The 20,862-nt window shown below is 65.5% G+C and carries 21 protein-coding genes; 13 read left to right on the forward strand and 8 right to left on the reverse strand.

Annotated elements, in window-relative coordinates; genetic code table 11:
* The first annotated feature begins 109 nt into the window (after window positions 1-109).
* From M2341_RS07240 to M2341_RS07265, 6 genes are all read left to right on the forward strand, one after another.
* The gene (locus tag M2341_RS07240; RefSeq protein ID WP_264584774.1) at window positions 110-1,249 is read left to right on the forward strand and encodes a glycosyltransferase family 2 protein; all 1,140 of its coding nucleotides are present in this window, start codon (window positions 110-112) and stop codon (window positions 1,247-1,249) included.
* 66 nt (window positions 1,250-1,315) lie between these two features.
* A complete protein-coding gene (locus M2341_RS07245) occupies window positions 1,316-2,056 on the forward strand; it encodes a class I SAM-dependent methyltransferase (RefSeq protein WP_264584775.1) in 741 nt (246 codons plus the stop codon).
* A 16-nt stretch (window positions 2,057-2,072) separates the two neighbouring features.
* On the forward strand, window positions 2,073-3,413 hold the full coding sequence (locus M2341_RS07250) for a hypothetical protein (protein ID WP_264584776.1): 1,341 nt from the start codon (window positions 2,073-2,075) through the stop codon (window positions 3,411-3,413).
* Window positions 3,410-4,594, forward strand: a complete 1,185-nt coding sequence (locus tag M2341_RS07255; protein ID WP_264584777.1) for a glycosyltransferase family 4 protein — start codon at window positions 3,410-3,412, stop codon at window positions 4,592-4,594. Before M2341_RS07250 ends, M2341_RS07255 begins: the two co-directional genes overlap by 4 nt.
* 5 nt (window positions 4,595-4,599) lie before the next feature.
* On the forward strand, window positions 4,600-5,364 hold the full coding sequence (locus tag M2341_RS07260; RefSeq protein ID WP_264586001.1) for an FkbM family methyltransferase: 765 nt from the start codon (window positions 4,600-4,602) through the stop codon (window positions 5,362-5,364).
* On the forward strand, window positions 5,348-7,120 hold the full coding sequence (locus tag M2341_RS07265; protein ID WP_264584778.1) for an MFS transporter: 1,773 nt from the start codon (window positions 5,348-5,350) through the stop codon (window positions 7,118-7,120). The genes M2341_RS07260 and M2341_RS07265 overlap by 17 nt, the downstream gene beginning before the upstream one ends.
* 9 nt (window positions 7,121-7,129) lie before the next feature.
* Here the strand turns inward: M2341_RS07265 and M2341_RS07270 are convergent, their stop codons facing one another.
* Complete coding sequence (locus M2341_RS07270; protein WP_264584779.1) at window positions 7,130-7,747, reverse strand: YceI family protein; 618 nt, start codon at window positions 7,745-7,747, stop codon at window positions 7,130-7,132.
* Window positions 7,748-7,862: 115 nt separating this feature from the next.
* On the reverse strand, window positions 7,863-8,612 hold the full coding sequence (locus M2341_RS07275) for a sulfite exporter TauE/SafE family protein (RefSeq protein WP_264584780.1): 750 nt from the start codon (window positions 8,610-8,612) through the stop codon (window positions 7,863-7,865).
* Between the two features lie 280 nt (window positions 8,613-8,892).
* On the opposite strand from M2341_RS07275, the gene M2341_RS07280 reads away from it, so the two are divergent.
* The 3 genes from M2341_RS07280 to M2341_RS07290 all read left to right on the forward strand — a co-directional run bounded on the left by M2341_RS07280 (window position 8,893) and on the right by M2341_RS07290 (window position 10,700).
* A complete protein-coding gene (locus M2341_RS07280) occupies window positions 8,893-9,072 on the forward strand; it encodes a hypothetical protein (protein ID WP_264579215.1) in 180 nt (59 codons plus the stop codon).
* Window positions 9,073-9,075: 3 nt separating this feature from the next.
* Entirely contained in the window at window positions 9,076-10,077 is a 1,002-nt protein-coding gene (locus tag M2341_RS07285) for a TerC family protein (protein ID WP_264584781.1), read from the forward strand.
* Window positions 10,078-10,160: 83 nt separating this feature from the next.
* On the forward strand, window positions 10,161-10,700 hold the full coding sequence (locus M2341_RS07290; RefSeq protein WP_264584782.1) for a mismatch-specific DNA-glycosylase: 540 nt from the start codon (window positions 10,161-10,163) through the stop codon (window positions 10,698-10,700).
* A gap of 60 nt (window positions 10,701-10,760) precedes the next feature.
* On the opposite strand, the gene ilvC is transcribed toward M2341_RS07290, so the two are convergent.
* The 6 genes from ilvC to miaA all read right to left on the reverse strand — a co-directional run bounded on the left by ilvC (window position 10,761) and on the right by miaA (window position 17,112).
* Complete coding sequence (gene ilvC, locus M2341_RS07295; RefSeq protein WP_181559289.1) at window positions 10,761-11,780, reverse strand: ketol-acid reductoisomerase; 1,020 nt, start codon at window positions 11,778-11,780, stop codon at window positions 10,761-10,763.
* Window positions 11,781-11,937: 157 nt separating this feature from the next.
* Window positions 11,938-12,450, reverse strand: coding sequence for an acetolactate synthase small subunit (gene ilvN / locus M2341_RS07300; RefSeq protein WP_181559290.1), 513 nt, complete (start codon window positions 12,448-12,450; stop codon window positions 11,938-11,940).
* 49 nt (window positions 12,451-12,499) lie between these two features.
* The gene (locus M2341_RS07305; RefSeq protein WP_264584783.1) at window positions 12,500-12,862 is read right to left on the reverse strand and encodes a hypothetical protein; all 363 of its coding nucleotides are present in this window, start codon (window positions 12,860-12,862) and stop codon (window positions 12,500-12,502) included.
* Window positions 12,862-14,607: an acetolactate synthase 3 large subunit gene (locus tag M2341_RS07310; RefSeq protein WP_264584784.1), complete on the reverse strand. Its 1,746-nt coding sequence runs from the start codon at window positions 14,605-14,607 to the stop codon at window positions 12,862-12,864. Before M2341_RS07310 ends, M2341_RS07305 begins: the two co-directional genes overlap by 1 nt.
* A gap of 243 nt (window positions 14,608-14,850) precedes the next feature.
* Window positions 14,851-16,056, reverse strand: coding sequence for a collagen-binding domain-containing protein (locus tag M2341_RS07315; RefSeq protein ID WP_264584785.1), 1,206 nt, complete (start codon window positions 16,054-16,056; stop codon window positions 14,851-14,853).
* 129 nt (window positions 16,057-16,185) lie between these two features.
* The gene (gene miaA / locus M2341_RS07320) at window positions 16,186-17,112 is read right to left on the reverse strand and encodes a tRNA (adenosine(37)-N6)-dimethylallyltransferase MiaA (RefSeq protein WP_413715693.1); all 927 of its coding nucleotides are present in this window, start codon (window positions 17,110-17,112) and stop codon (window positions 16,186-16,188) included.
* Between the two features lie 25 nt (window positions 17,113-17,137).
* Between miaA and serB the strand changes: the two genes are divergently transcribed.
* From serB to M2341_RS07340, 4 genes are all read left to right on the forward strand, one after another.
* Window positions 17,138-18,046 (forward strand): phosphoserine phosphatase SerB, encoded by a 909-nt coding sequence (gene serB / locus M2341_RS07325; protein WP_264584787.1) that lies wholly within the window; start codon window positions 17,138-17,140, stop codon window positions 18,044-18,046.
* Between the two features lie 97 nt (window positions 18,047-18,143).
* Window positions 18,144-18,851 carry a ParA family protein gene (locus M2341_RS07330; protein WP_264574857.1) on the forward strand — a complete coding sequence of 236 codons (708 nt, stop codon included), beginning with the start codon at window positions 18,144-18,146 and terminating at the stop codon, window positions 18,849-18,851.
* Window positions 18,848-19,405, forward strand: a complete 558-nt coding sequence (locus M2341_RS07335) for a hypothetical protein (protein ID WP_264584788.1) — start codon at window positions 18,848-18,850, stop codon at window positions 19,403-19,405. The genes M2341_RS07330 and M2341_RS07335 overlap by 4 nt, the downstream gene beginning before the upstream one ends.
* A gap of 5 nt (window positions 19,406-19,410) precedes the next feature.
* Complete coding sequence (locus M2341_RS07340) at window positions 19,411-20,856, forward strand: SPOR domain-containing protein (protein WP_264584789.1); 1,446 nt, start codon at window positions 19,411-19,413, stop codon at window positions 20,854-20,856.
* Window positions 20,857-20,862 lie beyond the last annotated feature (6 nt).

Genomic DNA, 20,862 nt, shown 5'->3' on the forward strand with positions numbered 1-20,862 from the left:
GGCGTTGTACTCCTGCGAAAGCAGGAGCCCAGGGCGGCAAAGTTCATCTGCTGCGCCCTGGACTCCTGCTTTCGCAGGAGAACAGGGAAGCCCGGAGGGGACACATACGATGACGCCCGTCGATGTGATCCTCGCCCTCATCATCGTGCTATGTGCGGTGCTGTTGGTCTGGCCGTTCCTCATCTATCCGCTCATCCTGCGGCTGCTGCCGACCAAGCCGGTCGAGCAGGCGGGCGGCGCGGCCCCACCCACCGTCTCGCTGCTCTTCTGCGCTTATAACGAGGCCGCATCGCTGCCCGCGAAGATCGAGAATTTGCGCCTGCTGAAGGCGCGGCATCCGGGTTTGCAGGTTCTCGCCTTCGACGATGGCTCAAGCGATGGGACGGGCGACCTGCTGGCACTGGCTCAGGACGTCCTCACCCTGCTGCGTGGGCCGGGTCGCAGCGGCAAGGCGCACGGGATGAAGCAGCTGGCGGCCATGGCCACGGGCGACATCCTCGTCTTCACCGACGCCAATGTGCTGCTCGATGCGGACGCCATCGATGCGCTGCTGCCTTATTATGCCGATCCGCAGGTCGGCGGCGTGCTCGGCTCGCTGCATTATGATGGCGCGGATCGCAGCGCTTCGGCGTCTGTGGGCGCGCTCTACTGGCGGCTTGAGGAGCATCTCAAGGATCTCGAGTCGCGCACCGGCAATGTGATGGGGGCGGACGGATCGATCTTCTCTATCCGGCGCGCGCTCTATCCTGATTTCCCCGACAGCGTGCTGGACGATCTCACCGTCTCCATGGCCGTGGTCTTCGCCGGCCGCCGACTCATCAAGGCCAAGGACGTGATCGCCCGCGAGGCGATGGTGGCCCAGCGCGCGGACGAATATCGCCGCAAGGTGCGCATCGCCGCCCGCAGTTGGCACACGCACCGGCATTTGCGGCCGGGATTGCGGCGGATGAGCCGGCTCGACCGGTTCAAATATGGCTCGCGCAAGATTGTGCGCTGGTTCGGTGGCCTGTGGATCGCTCTGGCGGTGCTGGCGGCGCTGGCACTGGCCTGGCGGATCACGCCCGTTGCCGCAGTCGCGCTGGTCGCGGCCGGGCTGGTGCTGGCGATGCTGGGCGCGATGGCAAGACGCGGGCCGCTCGCGGCGATCTTCGATCTTTTGCTGGCCTATATGGCGACTTTGAAGGGCGTGCTGCTCGCCATGCGCGGGCAGACCTTCACGCTGTGGACGCCCGCCAAGTCCCGCGACTGAGGCCGTGCACGCAAAGATGTGCGGTTCCTCTCGCTTTCGGGGTGCAGCATTGTATAGGCTCGCGCCATGATCACCATGCAACGCGTGCGCAAGGCCGCAGGTAAGCATCTCTCGAGAGCCGAACTGGCCGTGCGGTCAGCCTTCGGCGCTGCGCGTGACCGGCACTGCCCGGCCTGCCGGCACGATGTGGTGGGCTTTTTCCGCTATGGCGACGAAGCCGAGTGGGGGTGCCTCGATTGCGGCGCATCGCCGCGCGAACGGCTGATGCACCATCTCCTCGATGAAGGCGTCATCACCCTGCCGGCCTGGAGCGCGGTGCTGCATTGCGCGCCGGGCGAGGCGAGCCTGATCGAGCGGTTCCGTGCCCATGCCGGCGATTATGTGCCCGCCGATATCGACCCCTCCCGCTATGCCGTCCCCGGCGTCCAGCGCCTCGACCTGATGGCGATGACCGACGAGTCGCGATACGACCGCATTTATGCCAGCCATGTGATGGAGCATGTGCCAGACGACGCGGTGGTGCTGCGCAATCTGCTGCGGGCGCTCAAGCCCGGCGGCGAGGCCTGGCTGCTCGTGCCGCTGTGGGATCGCCCCAGCGAGGATGGCCCGCCGGATCTCTCCGGCCGCGAGCGGGAGCGGCGCTTCGGCCAGTGGGACCATGTCCGCCAATATGGCCGTGACTTTGCCGAGCGCATCCGCGCGGCCGGCTTCGAGGTGGACCTGATTGATGCCGCGTCCCGCCCGCCCGAGGCGGTGAGGCGGGAGGCGCTGGCAGACACGCTGTTCCGCGCCCGTCGTCCGGCATGATGAGCCTGCGGGGGTGATGGCCGGCCTGATTGCGCTGGCGGGGCGTCTTGAGCGTCATTCCGGGCTGCTCGGGCTGGTGAAGCTGGGCAATGTGGCCCTCGCCATGCTGTGGGGCTTCGTCGTCACCTTCGTGTTCGTGCGAATTCTCCCCCTTGAGGAGTTTCGCGGCTTTCTGCTGCTGGTCGCCTTCGCCAACTTCACCGTGTCCGCCGAGCTTGGCCTGAGCGCCATCGCCTATGCCCGGTTGCGGCGCTTGCGGGTGAGCGGGGAGGGCGCGTTCGATCCCGCCGAGCTGGTCGCCCTGCTGTGGATTCTTGCTGGTCTCGTGGCCTTGGGCGCCGTGCTGATCGGTGGCGCCATCGCGACGGGCTGGCTGAAGACCGACTATCCGGCGCTGTTCATCACCTTCTATCTCGTCGCCGCCTTCAATCTGCTCACCCTGCTGGCGCGGCGGGCGCTGGCGGCGGTCGATCACAATCTCTGGTGGGAAGCGCTCGACAGCATCCGCCGTATCTCGGGCCTCGCGCTGCTACTGGCCGCGCTCGGGCCGCTGCCGATCCTTGAGTCGGTGCTCATTCAACTGGTCGTCGCGCTCGGGGTGCTGTGCGCCGGGCTTGCGACCTTCCACGCGACATTGGCGATGCGGCGGCGCGACTGGATTGTGCTGGGGCCGGGGCTGGCGGCGGTGCGGGTGCATTATCTCTCCGATTTCGGCCACACCGGCCTTCTCACGCTGTGTGATGTCGGCGCCTATAACGCGCCCTATTTCACCATCGTCGCGGTGACGCCGGACCCACGGCCGCTGCTGCTCTTCGATCTGGTGTTTAAGCTGTCCCGCTCGCTGTCCGCCGTCATTCGCGCTCTTGCGGAGACGGTTCTGCCCGGCCTGACGCGCGCGGCCTATCAGGGCGATGGGGCCGGCGTGCGGCGCGCTGTCCTGCGCTGCCTTGGGTGGTCGCTGGGCGCCACGATGGCAGGCAGCATCGGACTGCTGATTGCGGGAAAGCTGGTCGCCCACATCATATTCGATGGCAATCTAGACCTGCAATATTCTGAAATTGCGATGATGATTGCGCTGCTCTTTGGCCTCAGCCTCATTTGCGTCTCGGTCTATCTGCAGTGGGGACTGGGGCGGTTCGGGGCCTTGCTGCGGCCGTCGATGCTGCTGTTGCTCGGCAGTGCGCTGGCGGTTCCGCTCGCCATACCCATGCATGAGAGCCTCGGCTGGACTCTCTCCGCCGGGTTTCTGGCTCTCTACGCCGCTGTTCATGTTTCGCTGGGGCTGGTTCATGGGCGTATGCTGATGCATCTGACGGTAGCGCGGGGCACAAAGGCGCAGGCAAGGGGCAGCGTGTGAAGATTTCGATGATCGATCCCTCGCTGTTCACGCCGCGCTATGATGATGGGCTGTGCGAGGCGCTGGCCGCGCGCGGCAATGACGTGACATTGATCGGCCGGCCGATGCGCGAGACGGATGCCATTGTGCCCAAGCGCTACCGCTATGAGCCCCGCTTCTTCCGCATCGGCGAGCGGCTGCGGCCGGTGCTGGGGGATGGCCGCGTCGGGCAGATCGCCAAGGCCGCCGATTATGCGCTGGATGCCCGGCTCGGCCGTCTAGGCTCGCTGGCGGGCGATGTGGCGCATTTCCAGTGGCTGCCACTGGCGATGGTGGACAAGATCCTGCTCGATCGGCTGGCGGGGCGGACAGCGCTGGTCCACACCGTCCACAATGCGCGCCCGTTTCATGGCGAGGATCGCTCGGGCGTACAGGGGCGCGGCTATGAGGCGCTGCTGCGGCAGTTCGATCTGCTGATCGTCCATGGCGAGCAGACGCGCGAGACGCTGCTCAAGCAGGGGATCGACCCTGCCGACATCGCGCTGGTGCCGCATCCGCCGATGACCTTGCGAGAGGCAACGGCGGAGGATCTGGCCGCCGTCCCGCGCGGAACCGTGCCACGCATTCTCTTCTTCGGCACGATTCGGCCCTATAAGGGCTTGGATCTGCTCGTGCAGGCCTGTCTCGATCTCTGGCGGGACGGGCTCGTCTTCGAGCTGGCGATTGCCGGCAAGCCGTTCATGCCGGTCGAGGCGTTTCTGCAGGCCATTCATGGCGGCGGCTTTAGCGAGCGGCTGGTGACCGATCTCGGCTTCCTCACCGAGCATCGGCTCGATGCGCATCTGCGTGCGGCGGACATTCTGGCTTTTCCCTATCGCGAGATCGATTCGAGCGGTGCCTTCCTCTCCGCGCTGCGCTATGGCGCCGCCATGGTGACCAGCGATGCCGGCATGTTCGGCGATCTTCCCGATGCCGTGGCGACGCGCTTTCCGGCGGGCAATGCCCCGGCGCTGGCCGTGGCCCTGCGCCAGCTCATCGTCGATGCGCGCCGTCGGCAGGAAGCGGGCGAGGCCGCGCGCGCTCATGGTCAGGTGATGACCGGATGGGATGTCGCCGCCGCGCAGACGCAAGAGGCCTACCAGATCGCGCGTGAGCGCTTCGCGGCCAGAACCGGCCGCTCGACCGCGGAGAGCGCGGCATGATCGACCTGCGCCGCTACCGCCGCGAACTGCGCGACCGCTGGCTGGCCGTGCGGCTGGGCCTTGTCGGCCGCCAGCATCAATATGGCGAGATCGTCTCGCTGCGCCGGCTCATTGCGCATTTCGGCATCGATTGCGTGATCGATGTCGGCGCCAATGCCGGGCAATATGCCACCATGTTGCGCAAGGATGTCGGCTTTCGCGGCACGATCCTCTCGTTCGAGCCGCACCCCGAGGTCTGCGCGAAGCTGGTGGAGATCGCCGGCAAGGATGCACGGTGGCACGTCCATAATATCGCCCTGTCGGATCGAGACGGGGAGGCGACCTTCCACCTGATGGCGGCGGACCAGTTCAGCTCGCTCAATGCTCCGCAGGATGGCCTTGAGCAGATTTTTGCCGAGCGCAACAAGGTCACGCGCACCGTCCATGTGCCCTGCGCCCGGCTGGATACGCTGCTGCCCGATCTGGAGCCGGCGCGCGATGCCAAGGCAATTCTGCTCAAGATGGATACGCAGGGGCACGACGCGCAGGTCTGGTCCGGGGCCAGCGCGGTTGCTGCGCGCATCACCGCCGCGCAGACCGAATTGTCGGTGCGCCCGCTCTACGATGGCGCGACGGACTATCGCACGATGATCGCGCTTCTGGAGCGCGGCGGCTTCGTGCCCAATGCCGTGTTCGCCAATAATAAAGGCCATTTCCCGTTGCTGGTGGAAATGGACGGCCTGTTCATTCGCGCAGATCTGGCGCGTGAGGGCAATGTCCCGATCGTCTGACCCGCAGCGCGGGCGCCCGCTGGCTCTCGCAACGGCGCTGGTGGCGGGCGGTCTGCTGTGCCTCGCGCTGAGCTGGGGCACCTGGATGTGGCATTTGCGCGGCCAGCCCGGCCGGAGCATTTCCGAATATCTGTTCGCCCGGCAGGATATGTGGATGCTGGACGCGCAGGCATTTGGCCTTTTGGTCGCGGGTTTTATCGTCGGTCTTCGGGTGCCGCGCGGTCGGCTGGCTGACCAGCGCGTAAGTGGCGGCACCTTTGCCGGGAGGGCGCTCGTTCCCGCCGGCATCCTCCTCGTCGTTCTGCTCGCCTGGCTGGGGCGGACGTGGGTTTTCCATGGCTACAGCGTTTCGCGCGACGAGGTGATGGTCGAGCTGACGGCAGGCGCGCTCGCCCACGGTATGATCGGCTGGCCGATTCCCGAAGCCTGGCTGGAATTCCGCCATGCCATGCAGCCGGAATTCTACAGTCCCTACGGTTCGGATACGCATTGGACGTCGATCTATTTGCCGGTCCATGCCGCAATCCGCAGCCTGTTTCAGCGCGTCGGGCTGGCCGATCTCGCCGCCCCGGTGACCCTCGGCGCGGGCCTCGTCGCGCTCTGGCATATCGCGCGGCGCCTCAACCCGGATCGGCGCGATGCTGCGCTGGTGACGATGGTTATGGCGCTCACCTCCGCGCAATTGCTCGTCACCGGCATGACGCCTTATGCGATGACGAGCCATTTCGCGTTCAACATGATCTGGCTGGCGCTGGTGTTGCGCGGCGGTGCATTGGGACATGGACTGGCCGCATTGGTCGCGATTCTGGCCGCCGGGCTGCATCAATGGCACTTCCCGCTGCTGTTCATCGCGCCGTTCATCCTGTGGATGGCCGCCAATCGCCGCTGGGGTCCGGCGCTGTTCCATATCTGTGTCGCGCTCGCTCTGATGGTGATCTGGGCCCGGCTCTGGCCGATGGCGCTGGCCGAGCTGGTCGGCCCCGCGCCGCCAAGCGATGTCCACCGCACCAACAGCATCGTCGACAAGCTGATCAGCCTGTTCGGCCGGCTCGATGATCTACAGCCGCTGCTGAACATTTCGCGGCTGATCGCCTGGAACAATCTGCTGCTCCTGCCGCTCGCCGGCCTAGCAGTGTTGGGCGTGCGCTGGCGGAGTGTGTGGCGTGACGTGCCGGTGACTGTACCATTGCTGCTGGGCGTGGTCGCCGGGCTGTGCCTCGCGCTCTATCAGGGCTATGGCTGGGGCTTCCGATACATGCACGGGCAGATCGGTGCGCTCTGCCTCCTCGCCGGGCTGGGCTGGCGCGCCGTCGTACCGCGCGATGCGCGCTATGGCCGGGTGCTGCTGGTGGCCGGTGCTCTGTTCGCGCTGCTAGGTACGCTCTGGCAGGCGCGCGATACGGAGCGCTATGTGCGGGGCTATGCCAAGACGATGGCCGCCATTCGTGCGTCTGACGCCGATGTGGTGCTCGTCGATATTCGCGGCGGCTATTTCATGACCGACCTTGTGCGCTTTGGCGCCGATGGCGCGCCGGGCAAGCCGGTGGTGATGGCGCTGCAAATGCTGAAGGGCACCGATCTGGCGGCCCTGTGCGCACACTATGATGTGGCGGTGATGGATTTCCGGCAGTTCCAGCCGCTCGGCGTCTATCCGCTCTCCCCAATCTTCAAGGGCGATGACGGGATCGTCGCGCGGCGCGCCCATCTTGCGCGCATGGGCTGTGACCGGCCGGTGATCGACTCACCGGCCGGATAGTCTCAGCGCTTACTTGGTGAAGCCGGCGACGATCTCGAGCTTAACCTCGTCACCCACCATCGGCAGGCCGTAAGCAACGCCAAAGTCGCTGCGCTTGATCGAGCCGGTGGCGGTGAAGCCGACATTTTCCTTGTTACCCATGCCCATGCCGGCGCCATAGAAGCGTGCGTCGAGCGTCACCGGCTTGGTCACGCCGTTCAGCGTGAAGTTGCCGGTGATCTTGGCAGCCTGACCGTCCACGACGACGCTTGTCGAGACAAAGCGGGCGTCGGCCGGCGTCGGGCCGAAGAAGTCGGCGGCCTTGCCGTCCTTGCCGGCGCGCAGCAGGTGAGCCGTCAGGCCCGCGCTGGCAGTGGTGACCTTGGAGACGGGAATGGTCACATCCACCTTGGCCGCTGCAGGATTTTTGGGGTCGAGCTGGAGCGTGCCGGTGATGTCACCGAAAATGCCGAAATAGGGCGTGAAGCCCAGATGATCGACCTCCCACTTCACCAGCGTGTGGCCGGGATCGGCGGTGTAGGTGCCGCCGGAAATCGCGGCGGGGTCCGGCTTGCCGGGCTGTGCGACCAGCCCGCCGGTGATGCCGGCAAGAAGAAGAGCGGGAAGGGCAGCGTGAATGAGGCGCATATCTGTGTCTCCTGATCGTCTGCGAGGGGGATTGAGAACGATACGCCTTAGCATAGCGTACCGCTCGCCGCTGTCATCAGGGGAATGCAAGGGTGCGGCCCGGAGCGCGCCGGATTTACATCAGCGCATCGGCGAGCAGTTTCACGCCGAGCAGGATCATCAAGACATAGATCAGCACATAGAAGCGCTCGGGATCGACCTTGCGGACCAGCTTCACGCCCAGCATCGTGGAGATGAGGGCGAGTGGGATCAGCGTAGCGGTTGCGAGCAGATTGGCGTGGGTGAACTGGCCGAGCGCGGCATAGGCCGGCACCTTGATCCAGTTCATCACCGCAAAGGCGATGGCTGTTGTGCCGACGAGCGTATCGCGCGGCAGCTTGCGCGGTAGCACCCACATCTGGAAGGGCGGCGAACCGGCATGGGCGACGTGGCTGGTGAAGCCCGATGCGACGCCGAACAGCACGCCCAGCCATGCCGGGGAATTGGAGGGCAGGGTGATCGCATGGCCTCGCTCGACCCACAGGCGCTGCAGCCCGAACAGGATCGAGATCGCGCCGAGCACGCCCAGCACCACATCCGCCGAGACCTGCGCGGAGAAGAAATAGCCCAGCGCCACGCCAATGGTCATGCCGGGGATCATCACCGCGAGCACATGCCCATCCCAGGTGCGGCGGAACGCCCAGACGCCCACCACGTCCTGCACGATCAGGATCGGCAGCAGGATGGCCGCGGCGCGCACCGGATCGATGGCGAGCGCAAGAATGGGCATGGCCAGCGAGCCCGCACCGGAAAAGCCACCCTTGGCAAGGCCGGAAATCACCACGGCGACCACCGCGCACAGAATGTAGAGGGGATCGAGTGGCATGGGGATCGAGACCTCGGGCTTCGCGGCCCGGCAGGCGCGATGTGATCTGGCATAGCGCCTCGGTCGCCGCTCGACGCAAGTTTTTTCGCATCGCCCTCTTGAAACCTGCCGGGATATCTCCAAAATGCCGCCTGCGGACCGGGCCCCTCTGGCGCAGCGCTCAAACATGAGCGCCTCGCGATGTCGGACCGCATCGGGTGATACCGGTGCAGGTTCGGTTTTTCAGGCTCAGGCATCCAGTCATCCGATCACGTGCAAAGCACTTTGGAGGATGACGTTCATGAATATCTTCACGTTCAATCTGATGGTCCTGCTGCAACGCGTCGATGATGCGCTGTCCAGTGAACGCGGCAAGGCGCGGCCCGATGGTCGCCTCGTCGCGCGCTTGCGTCTGCGCCGCGATGTGCTGATGAGCCGGCTGCGGCGCTCGCTGGCCGGTCCCCGGGTACTGGGGGCCTAACGCATGGAAGTTCTGGATATTCTCTGGCTCGGCAAGCCGGCGTGGATGTGGCTCATGTTCATGGGCCTTGTGCTGGCCCTGCTGGTCTTCGATCTGGGCGTGCTGCACAAGGAGGAGAAGGAAATCGGCGTGCGCGAGAGCCTCGCCATGTCCGCCTTCTACATCACGCTTGGTCTGGCCTTTGGCGGCTGGATCTGGTGGCAGCTTGGGCCGACGGCGGGCCTGAATTACGTCACGGGCTTCGTGGTCGAGAAGAGCCTGGCGATGGACAATGTCTTCGTCATCGCGATGATCTTCACCTATTTCGGCATTCCGCGCCTGTACCAGCACCGCGTGCTGTTCTGGGGCATTCTCGGCGTCATCATCCTGCGCGCGATCATGATCGGCTTCGGTGCCGCCGCCGTGCAGCGCTGGGATTGGGTGCTGTATGTCTTTGCGGCCTTCCTCATCTTCACCGGCATCAAGATGTGGCGCAATGCAGAAGCCGAGTATGAGGTCGGCAACTCGCCCGTGCTGCGGTGGATCAAGCGCCGCTTCCGGGTGACGGAGGAACTGCACGGCAATCACTTCTGGGTGAAGCTGCCCGATGGCGCGACCGGGCGGACGGTGCGCTACATGACGCCGCTGTTCCTGGCGCTGCTGATGGTCGAGTTCGTCGACGTGGTGTTCGCGGTAGACTCGGTGCCGGCGATCTTCGCCATCACCACCGATCCGTTCATCGTCTACACCTCGAACATCTTCGCTATTCTGGGCCTGCGCGCGCTGTATTTCGCCCTGGCGGCGATGGTGCATCGCTTCCATTACCTCAAATATGCGCTCAGCCTGTTGCTGGTGTTCATCGGCTCCAAGATCGTCCTGGCCGATGCGCTCGGCATCGCCAAGATCCCGCCGGTGGTGTCGCTCAGCGTCACCTTCGTCATTCTGGCAGGCGGCGTGTTCTACTCCTTGTGGAAGACGCGCGGCGAGCCGGTGGTGGTGCCCAATCCGAGCATTACGAACGCGTGATGCGAACCAAAAAAACGCCTCTCCGCATGACGGGGAGGCGTTTTTGGTCTTATACCCCCTCAGCGCACGCTTACATGAGAGCCATGACGCTACTGCCGAGATCAGGTCCGTTACCGGAAGACTTCACCGTGCCGGACCTGTTGGCACCGGGCTTGCGGCTGGTCTTCTGCGGAACGGCGCTCGGACGCCAGTCTGCACAGGCGCGCGCTTATTATGCCAATCCGACCAATTTGTTCTGGCGCACGCTGCACGAGGTCGGGCTGACGCCGGAGCGGATCTCGCCGCGCGATTATCCGCGATTGCTGGATCTGGGCATCGGCCTCACCGATCTTGCCAAAGGCCATTTCGGCAATGATGCCGAGCTGCCGGCCGACGCGCTGGATGGGGCGGTGCTGCGCGAAAAAATGCTGCGCTATCAGCCCGCTGTCCTCGCCTTAACCAGCAAGGCCGGCGCCAGCCGTCTGCTCGATCGCCCGACGGGCCGGATCGCGCTGGGCGAACAGAGTGAGCGCATTGGGAGGACGCGGCTGTTCGTGCTGCCTTCGCCATCCGGCTCGGCGCGGCGCTATTGGAATATCGCGCCATGGCAGGCGCTGGCCGATCTGGTGAAGGACAGCGCGTAACAGAAAGGGCGGCGAACCAACGGTCCGCCGCCCCATCTCTGGACTGATTCCGGAAAAGGCTCAGTTCTTGGCCTGATCCACCAGCTTGTTGGCGCCGATCCAGGGCATCATGGCGCGCAGCTGGGCGCCGGTCTGCTCGATCGGGTGGGCGGCGGCGGCCTTGCGGCTGGCCTTCAGCTCCGGCTGGCCGGCGCGGTTGTCGAGCACGAAGTTCTTGACGAAGCGGCCGGACTGGATGTCCTCCAGCACCTTCTTCATCTCCCACTTGGTCTCTTCGGTGATGATGCGCGGACCGGTGGTGATGTCGCCATATTCGGCCGTGTTCGAGATCGAGTAGCGCATGTTGGCGATGCCGCCCTCATACATCAGGTCGACGATCAGCTTCACCTCGTGGAGGCACTCGAAATAGGCCATTTCCGGCGCGTAACCGGCTTCCACCAGCGTCTCGAAACCGGCCTGGATGAGGTGGGTCAAGCCACCGCACAGCACAGCCTGCTCGCCGAACAGGTCGGTCTCGCACTCTTCCTTGAAGTTGGTCTCGATGATGCCCGAGCGACCGCCGCCAACGCCCGAGGCGTAGGAGAGGGCGATGTCATGGGCATTGCCGGTCGCGTCCTGATGGACGGCGATGAGGCACGGCACGCCGCCGCCCTTCACATATTCGCCGCGCACGGTGTGACCCGGGCCCTTGGGCGCGATCATGATCACGTCGACATCTGCCGGCGGCTCGATGAGGCCGAAGTGGACGTTGAGGCCGTGCGCGAACGCCAGCGCGGCGCCGGGGCGCAGATTGCCCTTGATGTCGTTCTCGTAGATGGCGGCCTGATGCTCGTCGGGCGCGAGGATCATCAGCACGTCGGCCCACTTGGCAGCATCCGCATTCGCGAGCACCTTGAAGCCCGCGCCTTCTGCCTTGGTAGCCGAGGGCGAGCCGGGACGCAGCGCGATCGCGACTTCAGCAACGCCCGAATCGCGCAGGTTCTGCGCATGGGCATGGCCTTGGCTGCCATAGCCGAGGATGGCGACCTTCTTGCCCTTGATGAGGCCGATATCGGCATCGCGATCGTAATAAACACGCATTTCCCAGAACCCTTCTCTTTCAGTTCGTCGGGCCGACCTGTGTCGGCATCCATGTAAAAAATTTCGTGTCGGCCCCCGCCGGCGGACCGCTCCTGCACCTTTCAGCCGGCAAAGCCAAGCCGGTGTCGCGGTTTTCTGCGGGGTGGACTGGCTAAATTCAGGCGGCGGCGCCCCGCAGCATCCCGACAACGCCGGTGCGGCCCACTTCAACGAGCCCCAGCTCGCGCATCAGGCCGACGAACGTATCGACCTTGCTGCTCGGCCCGGTGATCTCGAAGACGAAGCTCTCCAGCGTGGTGTCGACCACCTTGGCGCGGAACACGTCCGCCAGCCGCAGCGCCTCGATGCGCGCCTCGCCAGTGCCGGCGACCTTCACCAGCGCCAGCTCGCGCTCCACGAAGGGGCCGATCTCGGTGAGGTCGGTCACCTTGTGCACCGGCACGAGTCGCTCGAGCTGGGCAATGATCTGGTCGATCACGCGCGGCGGCCCGTTGGTCACGATGGTGATGCGGCTGACCTTATGGTCCGCGCTCACGTCCGCGACGGTCAGGCTCTCGATATTGTAGCCGCGTGCCGAAAACAGACCCGCGATCCGCGCGAGAATGCCTGCCTCGTTGGTGACCGTGACGGACAGCACATGGCGTTCGCTGTCCTCCTGGCGGATGTGCATCACTCTTCGTCCTCGTCAAGAAATCGCAATGGGTTCAAAATCAGGTCGGTCAGAGACCGGTTGGATTGTCTGGCGTCCCGGCCGGGCCGTCACTGGCTGGCGGCGCGACCGAGAGCATGCCCGTCATCGCATAATGCCAGCCCTCGGGCGTGCGGTGGGCAATGCGCACCGGTTCGCCCAGCATCGCATCGAACACCCGGCGCAGCGGCTCTCCAACATAGCGGGGCGACACCAGAACGCTGTCATAATCCTGCTCGTTGAATTGAAACCGGCTTTCCAGTTCGATCACCCACTCGCCCGCATCCTCGTCGCCATGGTCGCGCGTCGTGCCGAACAGGTCGGCACTCTCATTGTGCCGCTCGAAATCGAACGGCTCGCTGACATGGAGGCGAAGGCGGACGGGCTGGGTCATCAGACCAGTGCCCTGGCCTCGTCGTCCATCGTCCCGGAGACCTGGCTGGGGTCGAGCAGCATATCGGTATGCGCCGCGCCAGACGGGATCATCGGGAAGCAGTTGGAGAGCTTGGCCACCCGGCAATCGACAATGACCGGGCCCGGCGTGTCGATCATCCGGAGGATGCCGGGGATCAGCTCGTCCATCGTCTCGATGCGAATGCCGGTCGCGCCATAAGCTTCGGCCAGCTTCACGAAATCGGGCAGGCTGTCCGAATAGCTGTGCGAATAGCGGCTCTCATACGTCAGTTCCTGCCACTGGCGGACCATGCCCATATATTCGTTGTTCAGGATGAAGATCTTGACCGGCAGGCGATACTGGATCGCCGTGCCAAGCTCCTGGATGTTCATCTGGATCGAGGCATCGCCGGCCACGTCGATCACCAGCGAATCGGGGTTGCCCAGCTGGGCGCCGATCGCGGCCGGGAAGCCATAACCCATCGTGCCGAGCCCGCCCGAGGTGAGCCACTTGTTCGGCTCCTCGAAATGATAGTGCTGGGCCGCCCACATCTGGTGCTGGCCGACTTCGGTCGTGATGATCGTGTCGCGGTCGCGGGTCGCGTTATAGAGCTCGGCGATGGCCCGCTGGGGCATGATCTCCTCGCCGGTCTCGACATAATCGAGGCTCTTGCGTGCGCGCCACTCGTCGATCTGCGACCACCAGCCGCTGTAATCGGGCTTCTTGAACCCGCGCGCCTTGAGGCCAGCGATGATCGCCTCGATCGCGCGGCCGACATCGGCGACAACGGGCACGTCCACCGGCACGATCTTGTTGATCGAGCCGCGGTCGATGTCGACATGGATCTTCTTGCTGAGCGGGGCGAACGCATCCAGCCGGCCGGTCACGCGGTCATCGAACCGCGAACCCAGCGCCAGGATGAGATCGGCCTTGTTCATCGCGAAATTGGCTTCGTAGGTGCCATGCATCCCCAGCATGCCCAGCCATTGCGACGAGGAGGCGGGGTAGGCGCCCAGGCCCATGAGCGTCGAGGTGACCGGTGCGCCGAGCATGTCGGCCAGCGCCCGCAGCGCTTCGCTGGCCGCGGGGCCGGAATTGATGACGCCGCCGCCCGTGTAGAGGACTGGCTGCTTGGCATCGAGAATGAGCGCAATGGCCTTGTCGATCATCTCCGCGTCCGGCTCGGTTTGCGGCCGGTAGCTGGGATGGGCGTTCAGGGAGGGCTTCTCATAGCCGGCGGTGGCAACCTGCACGTCCTTGGGAATATCGATCACGACCGGGCCGGGGCGGCCGGAGGTCGCGATGTGGAACGCCTCGTGCACCGTCGCGGCCAGATCGGCCGGGCTCTTCACCAGATAATTATGCTTGGTGCAGTGGCGCGTGAGGCCGACGGTATCGGCTTCCTGGAACGCATCCGTGCCGATCAGCGTCGTCGGCACCTGCCCGGTGATGACGACCATCGGGATGGAATCCATCAGCGCGTCGGTGATGCCGGTGATCGCGTTGGTCGCGCCGGGGCCGGATGTGACGAGCACGACGCCGGGCTTGCCGGTCGAACGAGCATAGCCCTCGGCGGCGTGGGCCGCAGCCTGTTCGTGGCGGACGAGAATGTGCTGGATCTTCGGGTGATCGTAGATCGTGTCATAGATCGGCAGCACCGCGCCGCCGGGATAGCCGAACACGGTGTCGACCCCCAGATCGAGCAGGCATTGAACCAGAATGTCGGCGCCGCTTCTCTCGGCCACGGGAAACTCCTTGAAAACCATTAGCAGCGCCCTTGGTCGAAAGGATCTGCCCTGACAAGGTTGGTGCCTCTATGAATTATAAAATGCCGTGTCAAATCAATATTGAGTAATAAAATTACAATAACGGAAAAATTTGCAACATTTTATTGGACGGGCATGCTCTCGCCAGCGGCCCAAATGGAAACGGCGCCGACCGAAGTCAGCGCCGTTCCAGCTTTTCAAGGATGATGAAGATCGTGGCCGTCAGGCGAAGGCGACGGTCTTCGCGCGGCGACGCATCGCCAGACCGGTCAGGCCCAGGCCCATGATCATCATCGCCCAGGTGGAGGGCTCGGGCACGGGGACCAGATTGAGGTTGCCGTTGAAGGTGCCGAGGTGGATCTCGCCGCCATTGCCATCAGTATAGCGCCCGACCACGACCGAACCTTCGATCGGGGTGTGGATCAGCAGGCTGGCGCTGGGCGCCAGGACCGAGCCATAAAAGATGTTGCCGGAGAAGTTGAGCGTCTCCGCGTTCACGAAGTTCCAGATGACCTGCTGGTTGTTCGCTTGATTTGCGCCGTCGGAGTTGAAGCCCAGGTTCACATCGGTGCCGAACACATTGATGATGACGGGCGTCGTGCCCGAGAAGTTGTACTTCAGGCTGTTGATCGATGCGAAGTCGGCCGCATTGAAGGAGAACAGCGCATAGCCGGCGCCATTGTCCACGGCGTTCAGCGTCATGGCCGTGCCGGTGATGTCGAAGCCGCTCGGGTTGCTCGCCATGTTGAGCGAGGCGAGTGCGGTCGAGAGCGCGCGCACATCGTTGGAAACCTTGGTCACGGTCGCCGTGATGGGTGCCGAGACCGAGGCCGCATAGCCGGAATTGCCGGAGGCGAGATTGAAGTTGCGCGTGCCACCGTTGAAGTTGCCAGACGCGGTGCCGCCGACATTCAGCGAGCCGCCACTCTGGTTGATCGTCCCGCCGGAGAAGCTGCCGCCGATCGTATAGACGTCCCCGTTGCCGATGTTGGGATTGCTGCCGGTGAAGTTGCCGCCGACCGTCACGGTGCGGGGCGTCGAGTTCATCGTCAGCCAGCTGTTGCTGACATTGCCGGCGACCGAGGCACTGCCGCCGCTGGCGATGGTGCCGACGCCGCCATTGGATCCGTTATGCACCTTGATATCGGCATTGGAGATATTGCCGCCTACTGTCAGAACGGGAATACCGGCATTCTTTGTCTGGCCCTGGCTCGAATTGCCGATGCCGACTTGGCTCGCGCCGGTCAGGTTGCCGCCGACCAGCATCTTGCCCTCGACATCATGCTTCAGGTTCACGTCACCCAGCACGATGAGATTATAGTTCTTGAGCGCTTCAAGGCCCGCAGCGGCATCGCCGGATGCGAGGGCGGGGGCGCTGGCAAACGCGGCGAGGCCGAGCGCGATGGCAAGGGACGAACGCTTGAGCATGAAACAGGTCTCCGTCGGTGCGGGATGGCGAAAGATGAACGGCCTTTATACCATTTGTCAGAGCGTTGAAGCGTTCATCTTGCACGTCGAAAGCCGTGTCCGGTTTTGGCACAGGCGAGCAGGTGGCCGTTAATGGGCCTCCGGCGCGATGATGTTGAAGTCTTCGATGGTCACCTCAGCCTGCGGATCGATGGTCGTCCAGGCGGCTTGCCGGCCCCGAGCCCATGTCCGCTGCCGCTTCTGATAAGCGATGGTCTGCTGGAGGATAGCCGCCCGTGCTGTCGCCCGGTCGATTTGGCCCGCCAGCATCGCGGCGAGTTCCCGGACTCCGAGTGCGCGAAGCACCGGTCGATCAGGCGGAATGTCCCGGCGAACGAGCGCTTCGACCTCCTCGATGGCGCCATGCGCCAGCATGAGATCCAGCCGTTGCTCGGCGCGTTCGGCGAGCACCTCGCGCGGCAACATCACCACCGCGCCGTGAAAACGCATGTGTCCCGCAAGGCCGCCTTCCCGCCGGGCCTGCCATTGGGGGAGCGGCGTCCCGGTCGAGCGGACGACCTCCAGCGCGCGCGCGACGCGCGAGGTATCCGCCGGATTGAGCCGCGCCGCGCTGACCGGGTCTTCCCGTTCCAGCGCGGCATAGCTTTGTGCCACCGGCAGCGCGCGCACGGCATCGCGAATCGCGGGGTCGATCGCCGGCACCGGTGCGATGCCGTGCAGCAGCGTGTGCAGATAAAGCCCGGTGCCGCCCACGAGAATAGCCGGAACGTCCTGTGCATGGGCGGCATGGATTTCTGCCTTGGCCTCCTGCGCCCAGCGCGCGGCTGAGCAATCCTCCATGCCGTCGATATGGCCGAAGAGGCGGTGCGGAGCCTGGGCGAGATCCTCCTCGGGCGGGCGGGCGGTCAGCACATTGAGGTCCGCATAGACCTGGCTGGCATCGGCATTGATGATGATGCCGCCCGTCGCGAGCGCGAGCCGCATTGCGACTGCGCTCTTGCCGCTGGCGGTCGGCCCGGCAATAAGCGCCACCGGCGGCCGCTCCCGGTCGCGCATTTCGGGCAGGGAATCAGGATTAGGCATGGCTGGCGGCATTTCGGACGGACGGGACATGGTTGCGACCTTAGTCGCGCATGACGGACTTGGGCAGGGGGACGTGACCGCCGCGCGCGATGCGCTGGCGCAGGCGGGTCTCGATGTCGCCGCGCCGGTCTGGATCGAGGCGGGTGAGGCTGTGGACTTGCCCTTCGCTGGCGACCGGGCCGTTGCGCGCGCGGCGCTGGAAGCGCTGGCGCCGCCCGCCGACCTGTTCGTGCTCGCGGCGGCGAACCGCGACTGCCGTCTGTTCGTGGCGGATATGGATTCGACGATGATCACCGTCGAGTGCATCGACGAGCTGGCCGATTATGCAGGGCTCAAGGACGAGATCGCGGCGGTCACAGAGCGAGCAATGCGCGGGGAACTGGATTTCGCGCAGGCGCTGACCGGGCGGGTCGCGCTGCTCAAGGGGCTCGATGCGACGATGATCGATCGCTGCCGTGCCGAGCGGGTGCGGCTGATGCCCGGCGCGCGGGCGCTGGTGCAGACCCTGCGGTCACGCGGCGCGCGCACGATCCTGGTGTCCGGCGGCTTCGTGCCGTTCGCGCAGCCGGTCGCGCAGGAGATCGGGTTCGATGTCGCCATTGCCAACACCCTGCACATCGCGGACGGCAAGCTTGCCGGCACGGTCGGCGAACCGATTGTCGATGCCGCACGCAAGCGCGCCGAACTGCTCGGGGCGGCGCAGCAGGGCGGATTGGCGCCCGCGCAGTCCATCGCCATCGGTGACGGCGCGAACGATATTCCGATGATCGAGGCGGCCGGGCTAGGCGTTGCCTACCATGCCAAGCCCAAGACGCGCGCCGCTGCCGATGCCGCCATCGAGCGGGGTGACCTCAGCGTTCTGCTGCATGCTTTGGGCATCGCTCGGGCGCAGTGGGTGACGGGTTAGCCCTGTCTCTCCCGCGCGGCGGGTAGCGCACTTAACCGAATCTTAGAGGGAAGCGTGAGATTTCCTTGCCCGATCCATGATCGAGCGGGGGAATGTCGTGCGGATATTGGCGCTAGCATCTCAGAAGGGCGGTTCCGGAAAGACCACGCTGTCTGGCCATCTTGCGGTTCAGGCGCAGCGCGCTGGCGCGGGGCCGGTCGTCCTTATCGATATCGATCCGCAGGGTTCGCTCTCCGATTGGTGGAACGAGCGCAGCGACGATTATCCGGCCTTTGCTCAGACAAGCGTCGCGCGTCTCGCCGGCGATCTTGAGGCGCTGCGCCAGCAGGGCTTCAAGCTGGCGGTCATCGACACGCCGCCCGCCATTACCATGGCCATTCAGAGCGTCATCGGCGTCGCCGAGCTGATCGTGGTGCCGACCCGGCCCAGCCCGCACGATCTGCGTGCCGTGGGCGCGACGGTCGACCTGTGCGAACGCGCCGGCAAGCCGCTTATCTTCGTGGTCAATGCGGCAACGCCGCGGGCGCGCATCACCTCGGAAGCCGCGATTGCGCTTTCGCAGCACGGCACGGTGGCACCGGTCACCATTCACCAGCGCACCGATTTTGCGTCCTCGATGATCGATGGGCGCACGGTGATGGACTTCGATCCCAAGGGGCGCTCGGCGCAGGAGGTCGAGCAGCTGTGGAGCTATGTGGCCGATCGGCTCGAGCGGAATTTCCGGCGGACAGTGTTTTCGCCCAGCCATGTCGCAGCGGCCATGTCGCGCCAGACGGGCTTCGGTCGTCGGGTGGTGCAGGGATGAATCGCGATAATTCCATGACCGAGCCGCGCCCTGCGGCATCGCTGACGGCGAGCCTGCTCGCGCGGCGGGGCACTGCGCGCCCGGCCATGCGTCGCCCGGCGCTGCCGGGTCTTTCGACCGCCCCGACCGTCCATGATGACCTTGGCTGGAATGACATGGGGGAGGGCGCTGTCCCTCACATGACAGCGCCGACCACCGGGACGGACGCTGCGGTGCCGATCAACGCCAATGTGTCCGTGGCTGAGAGCGACCCGGCGCCGGTCTCCCCGGCCAAGCAGCAGATGCTGGCCCTCGCCGAGCAAATCAGCCTGCGCGTCACGCCGCCGAAAGTCCCTTCCAAGCGCCCGGCCAGTCTGGCGGGCGTCGGCCGCAAGGCGGCGTTCACGCTGCGGATCGATAGCGAGAGGCACCTGCGTCTGCGCTTGCTGAGCGCGGTCTCGAAGCGCTCCGCCCAGCAGCTTCTCATCGAGGCGCTGGACCGGATGATTGCCGCCGACGCGCATGTGCAGGCGCTCGCCGAAGAGATCGAATCCAGCTCGGGACTGGAGGCGTGAAGCATATGGCGCGCTCCGTAAAAATGCCTTTGCTGCTGGTGACGGTGGCGCTCTCCAGCGTGACGCTGGGCGGCTGCGCGCAGCTGGGTCTCCAGTCCCATAGCGCGCGCGCGACGCCCTCGGTTGCGCAACTTTCGCCCAAGATCGAGTCAGCGCTCGCGGATCGCAAGTTCGCCCATGCGCTCGACCTGGCCGAGGCGCTGGTCGCCGCCGACCCGGCTACTGCAGACCATCGCGTCTTGCTGGGCCGTGCCTATCTTGCCAATGGCCGCTATCGCTCGGCGCAGGCGGCGTTCACGGACGCCATGGCGCTGGGCAACAGCGATGTCCGCACGATCATCAGCCTGGCCTTGTGCGAGACCGCGCTGGGCAATGACAGCACGGCCCAGGCTTTGCTCGCCGACAACGCTGCCACGCTGCCTGCCTCGGACTACGGTCTCGCCATGGCCATGGCAGGCGACGTGCAGGAGGGCGTGCGCGCGCTCGTTTACGCCGCGCGCCAGCCCGATGCCTCGGCACAGACACGGCAGAACCTCGCCTTTGCCTTGGCGCTGGGTGGCGCCTGGGGGCAGGCGCGGCTGATCGCCGGGCAGGACCTGCCCGCCAAAGACGCCGAGCAGCGCATCGGGCGCTGGTCTCAGGCCGTGGCGCAGGCTGAACCCGGCGCGCGGGTGGCTGCCCTGACTGGCGTTGCGCCCCGTGCCGATGATGTCGGGATGCCGTCTCGCCTCGCGCTGCGCAGCTTCGAGCTTCCCGCCGTTGCGGAACTGGCACCTCCAAAGGATGTCGCCCCGTCGCCGGCGAAGACGGCTGAAGCGGCTGCACCAGCGGCAGCGCCCGATGCTGCGCGCGCAGCACCCGCCGTTCAATCGGTCGCGATCCCGCCCTCGAGCCGGTCCTCAGACCCGGCTGCCCCGCCGAAAGCCAATCCTCCCGTCGCGTCCTCGGCGAACCCAACCTTTGGCGGGCCGTCCGCTGAGATTCTCTCAGCAGCGCCTTTGCTGGTCCTGCAGCCAGCGCCAAGGGCGCCCGACATCGCTCAGATTGCCTTTGCGCCGGCTGCATCCAGCCCGTCGATGGGGGTAAAGATCGCCGCCGCGTCTCGCGCGGTGCCGGTCCTGCTGGCCAGGCCGGGTCGCGCTTCGGGCGACTGGGTGATCCAGCTCGGCGCCTTTGACAGCGCAACGATGGCGCGGGTGAAATGGCAGGATATGCGCCGTAACCCGCGTCTGGCTGGCTATCGCGAGATCGTTACCGCCGCGAGTGTCAATGGGCGCACCTTCCATCGCGTGGCGGTGGGTGGCTTTGCCAGCCGGGGCGCGGCCGGTTCCCTGTGCCAGACTTTGCGCGGCGAAGGGCAGGCCTGTTACGTGCGCCGCGATGACAGCAATGCATCGCGCATGGCGCGCGCTGGCGCCTCGGCCGGCGGGTCGCAATTCGCATCGCGGTGATGGGGC

The sequence above is a fragment of the Sphingobium sp. B7D2B genome, from assembly GCF_025961895.1.
In the GTDB taxonomy this organism is placed as follows: Bacteria; Pseudomonadota; Alphaproteobacteria; order Sphingomonadales; family Sphingomonadaceae; genus Sphingobium.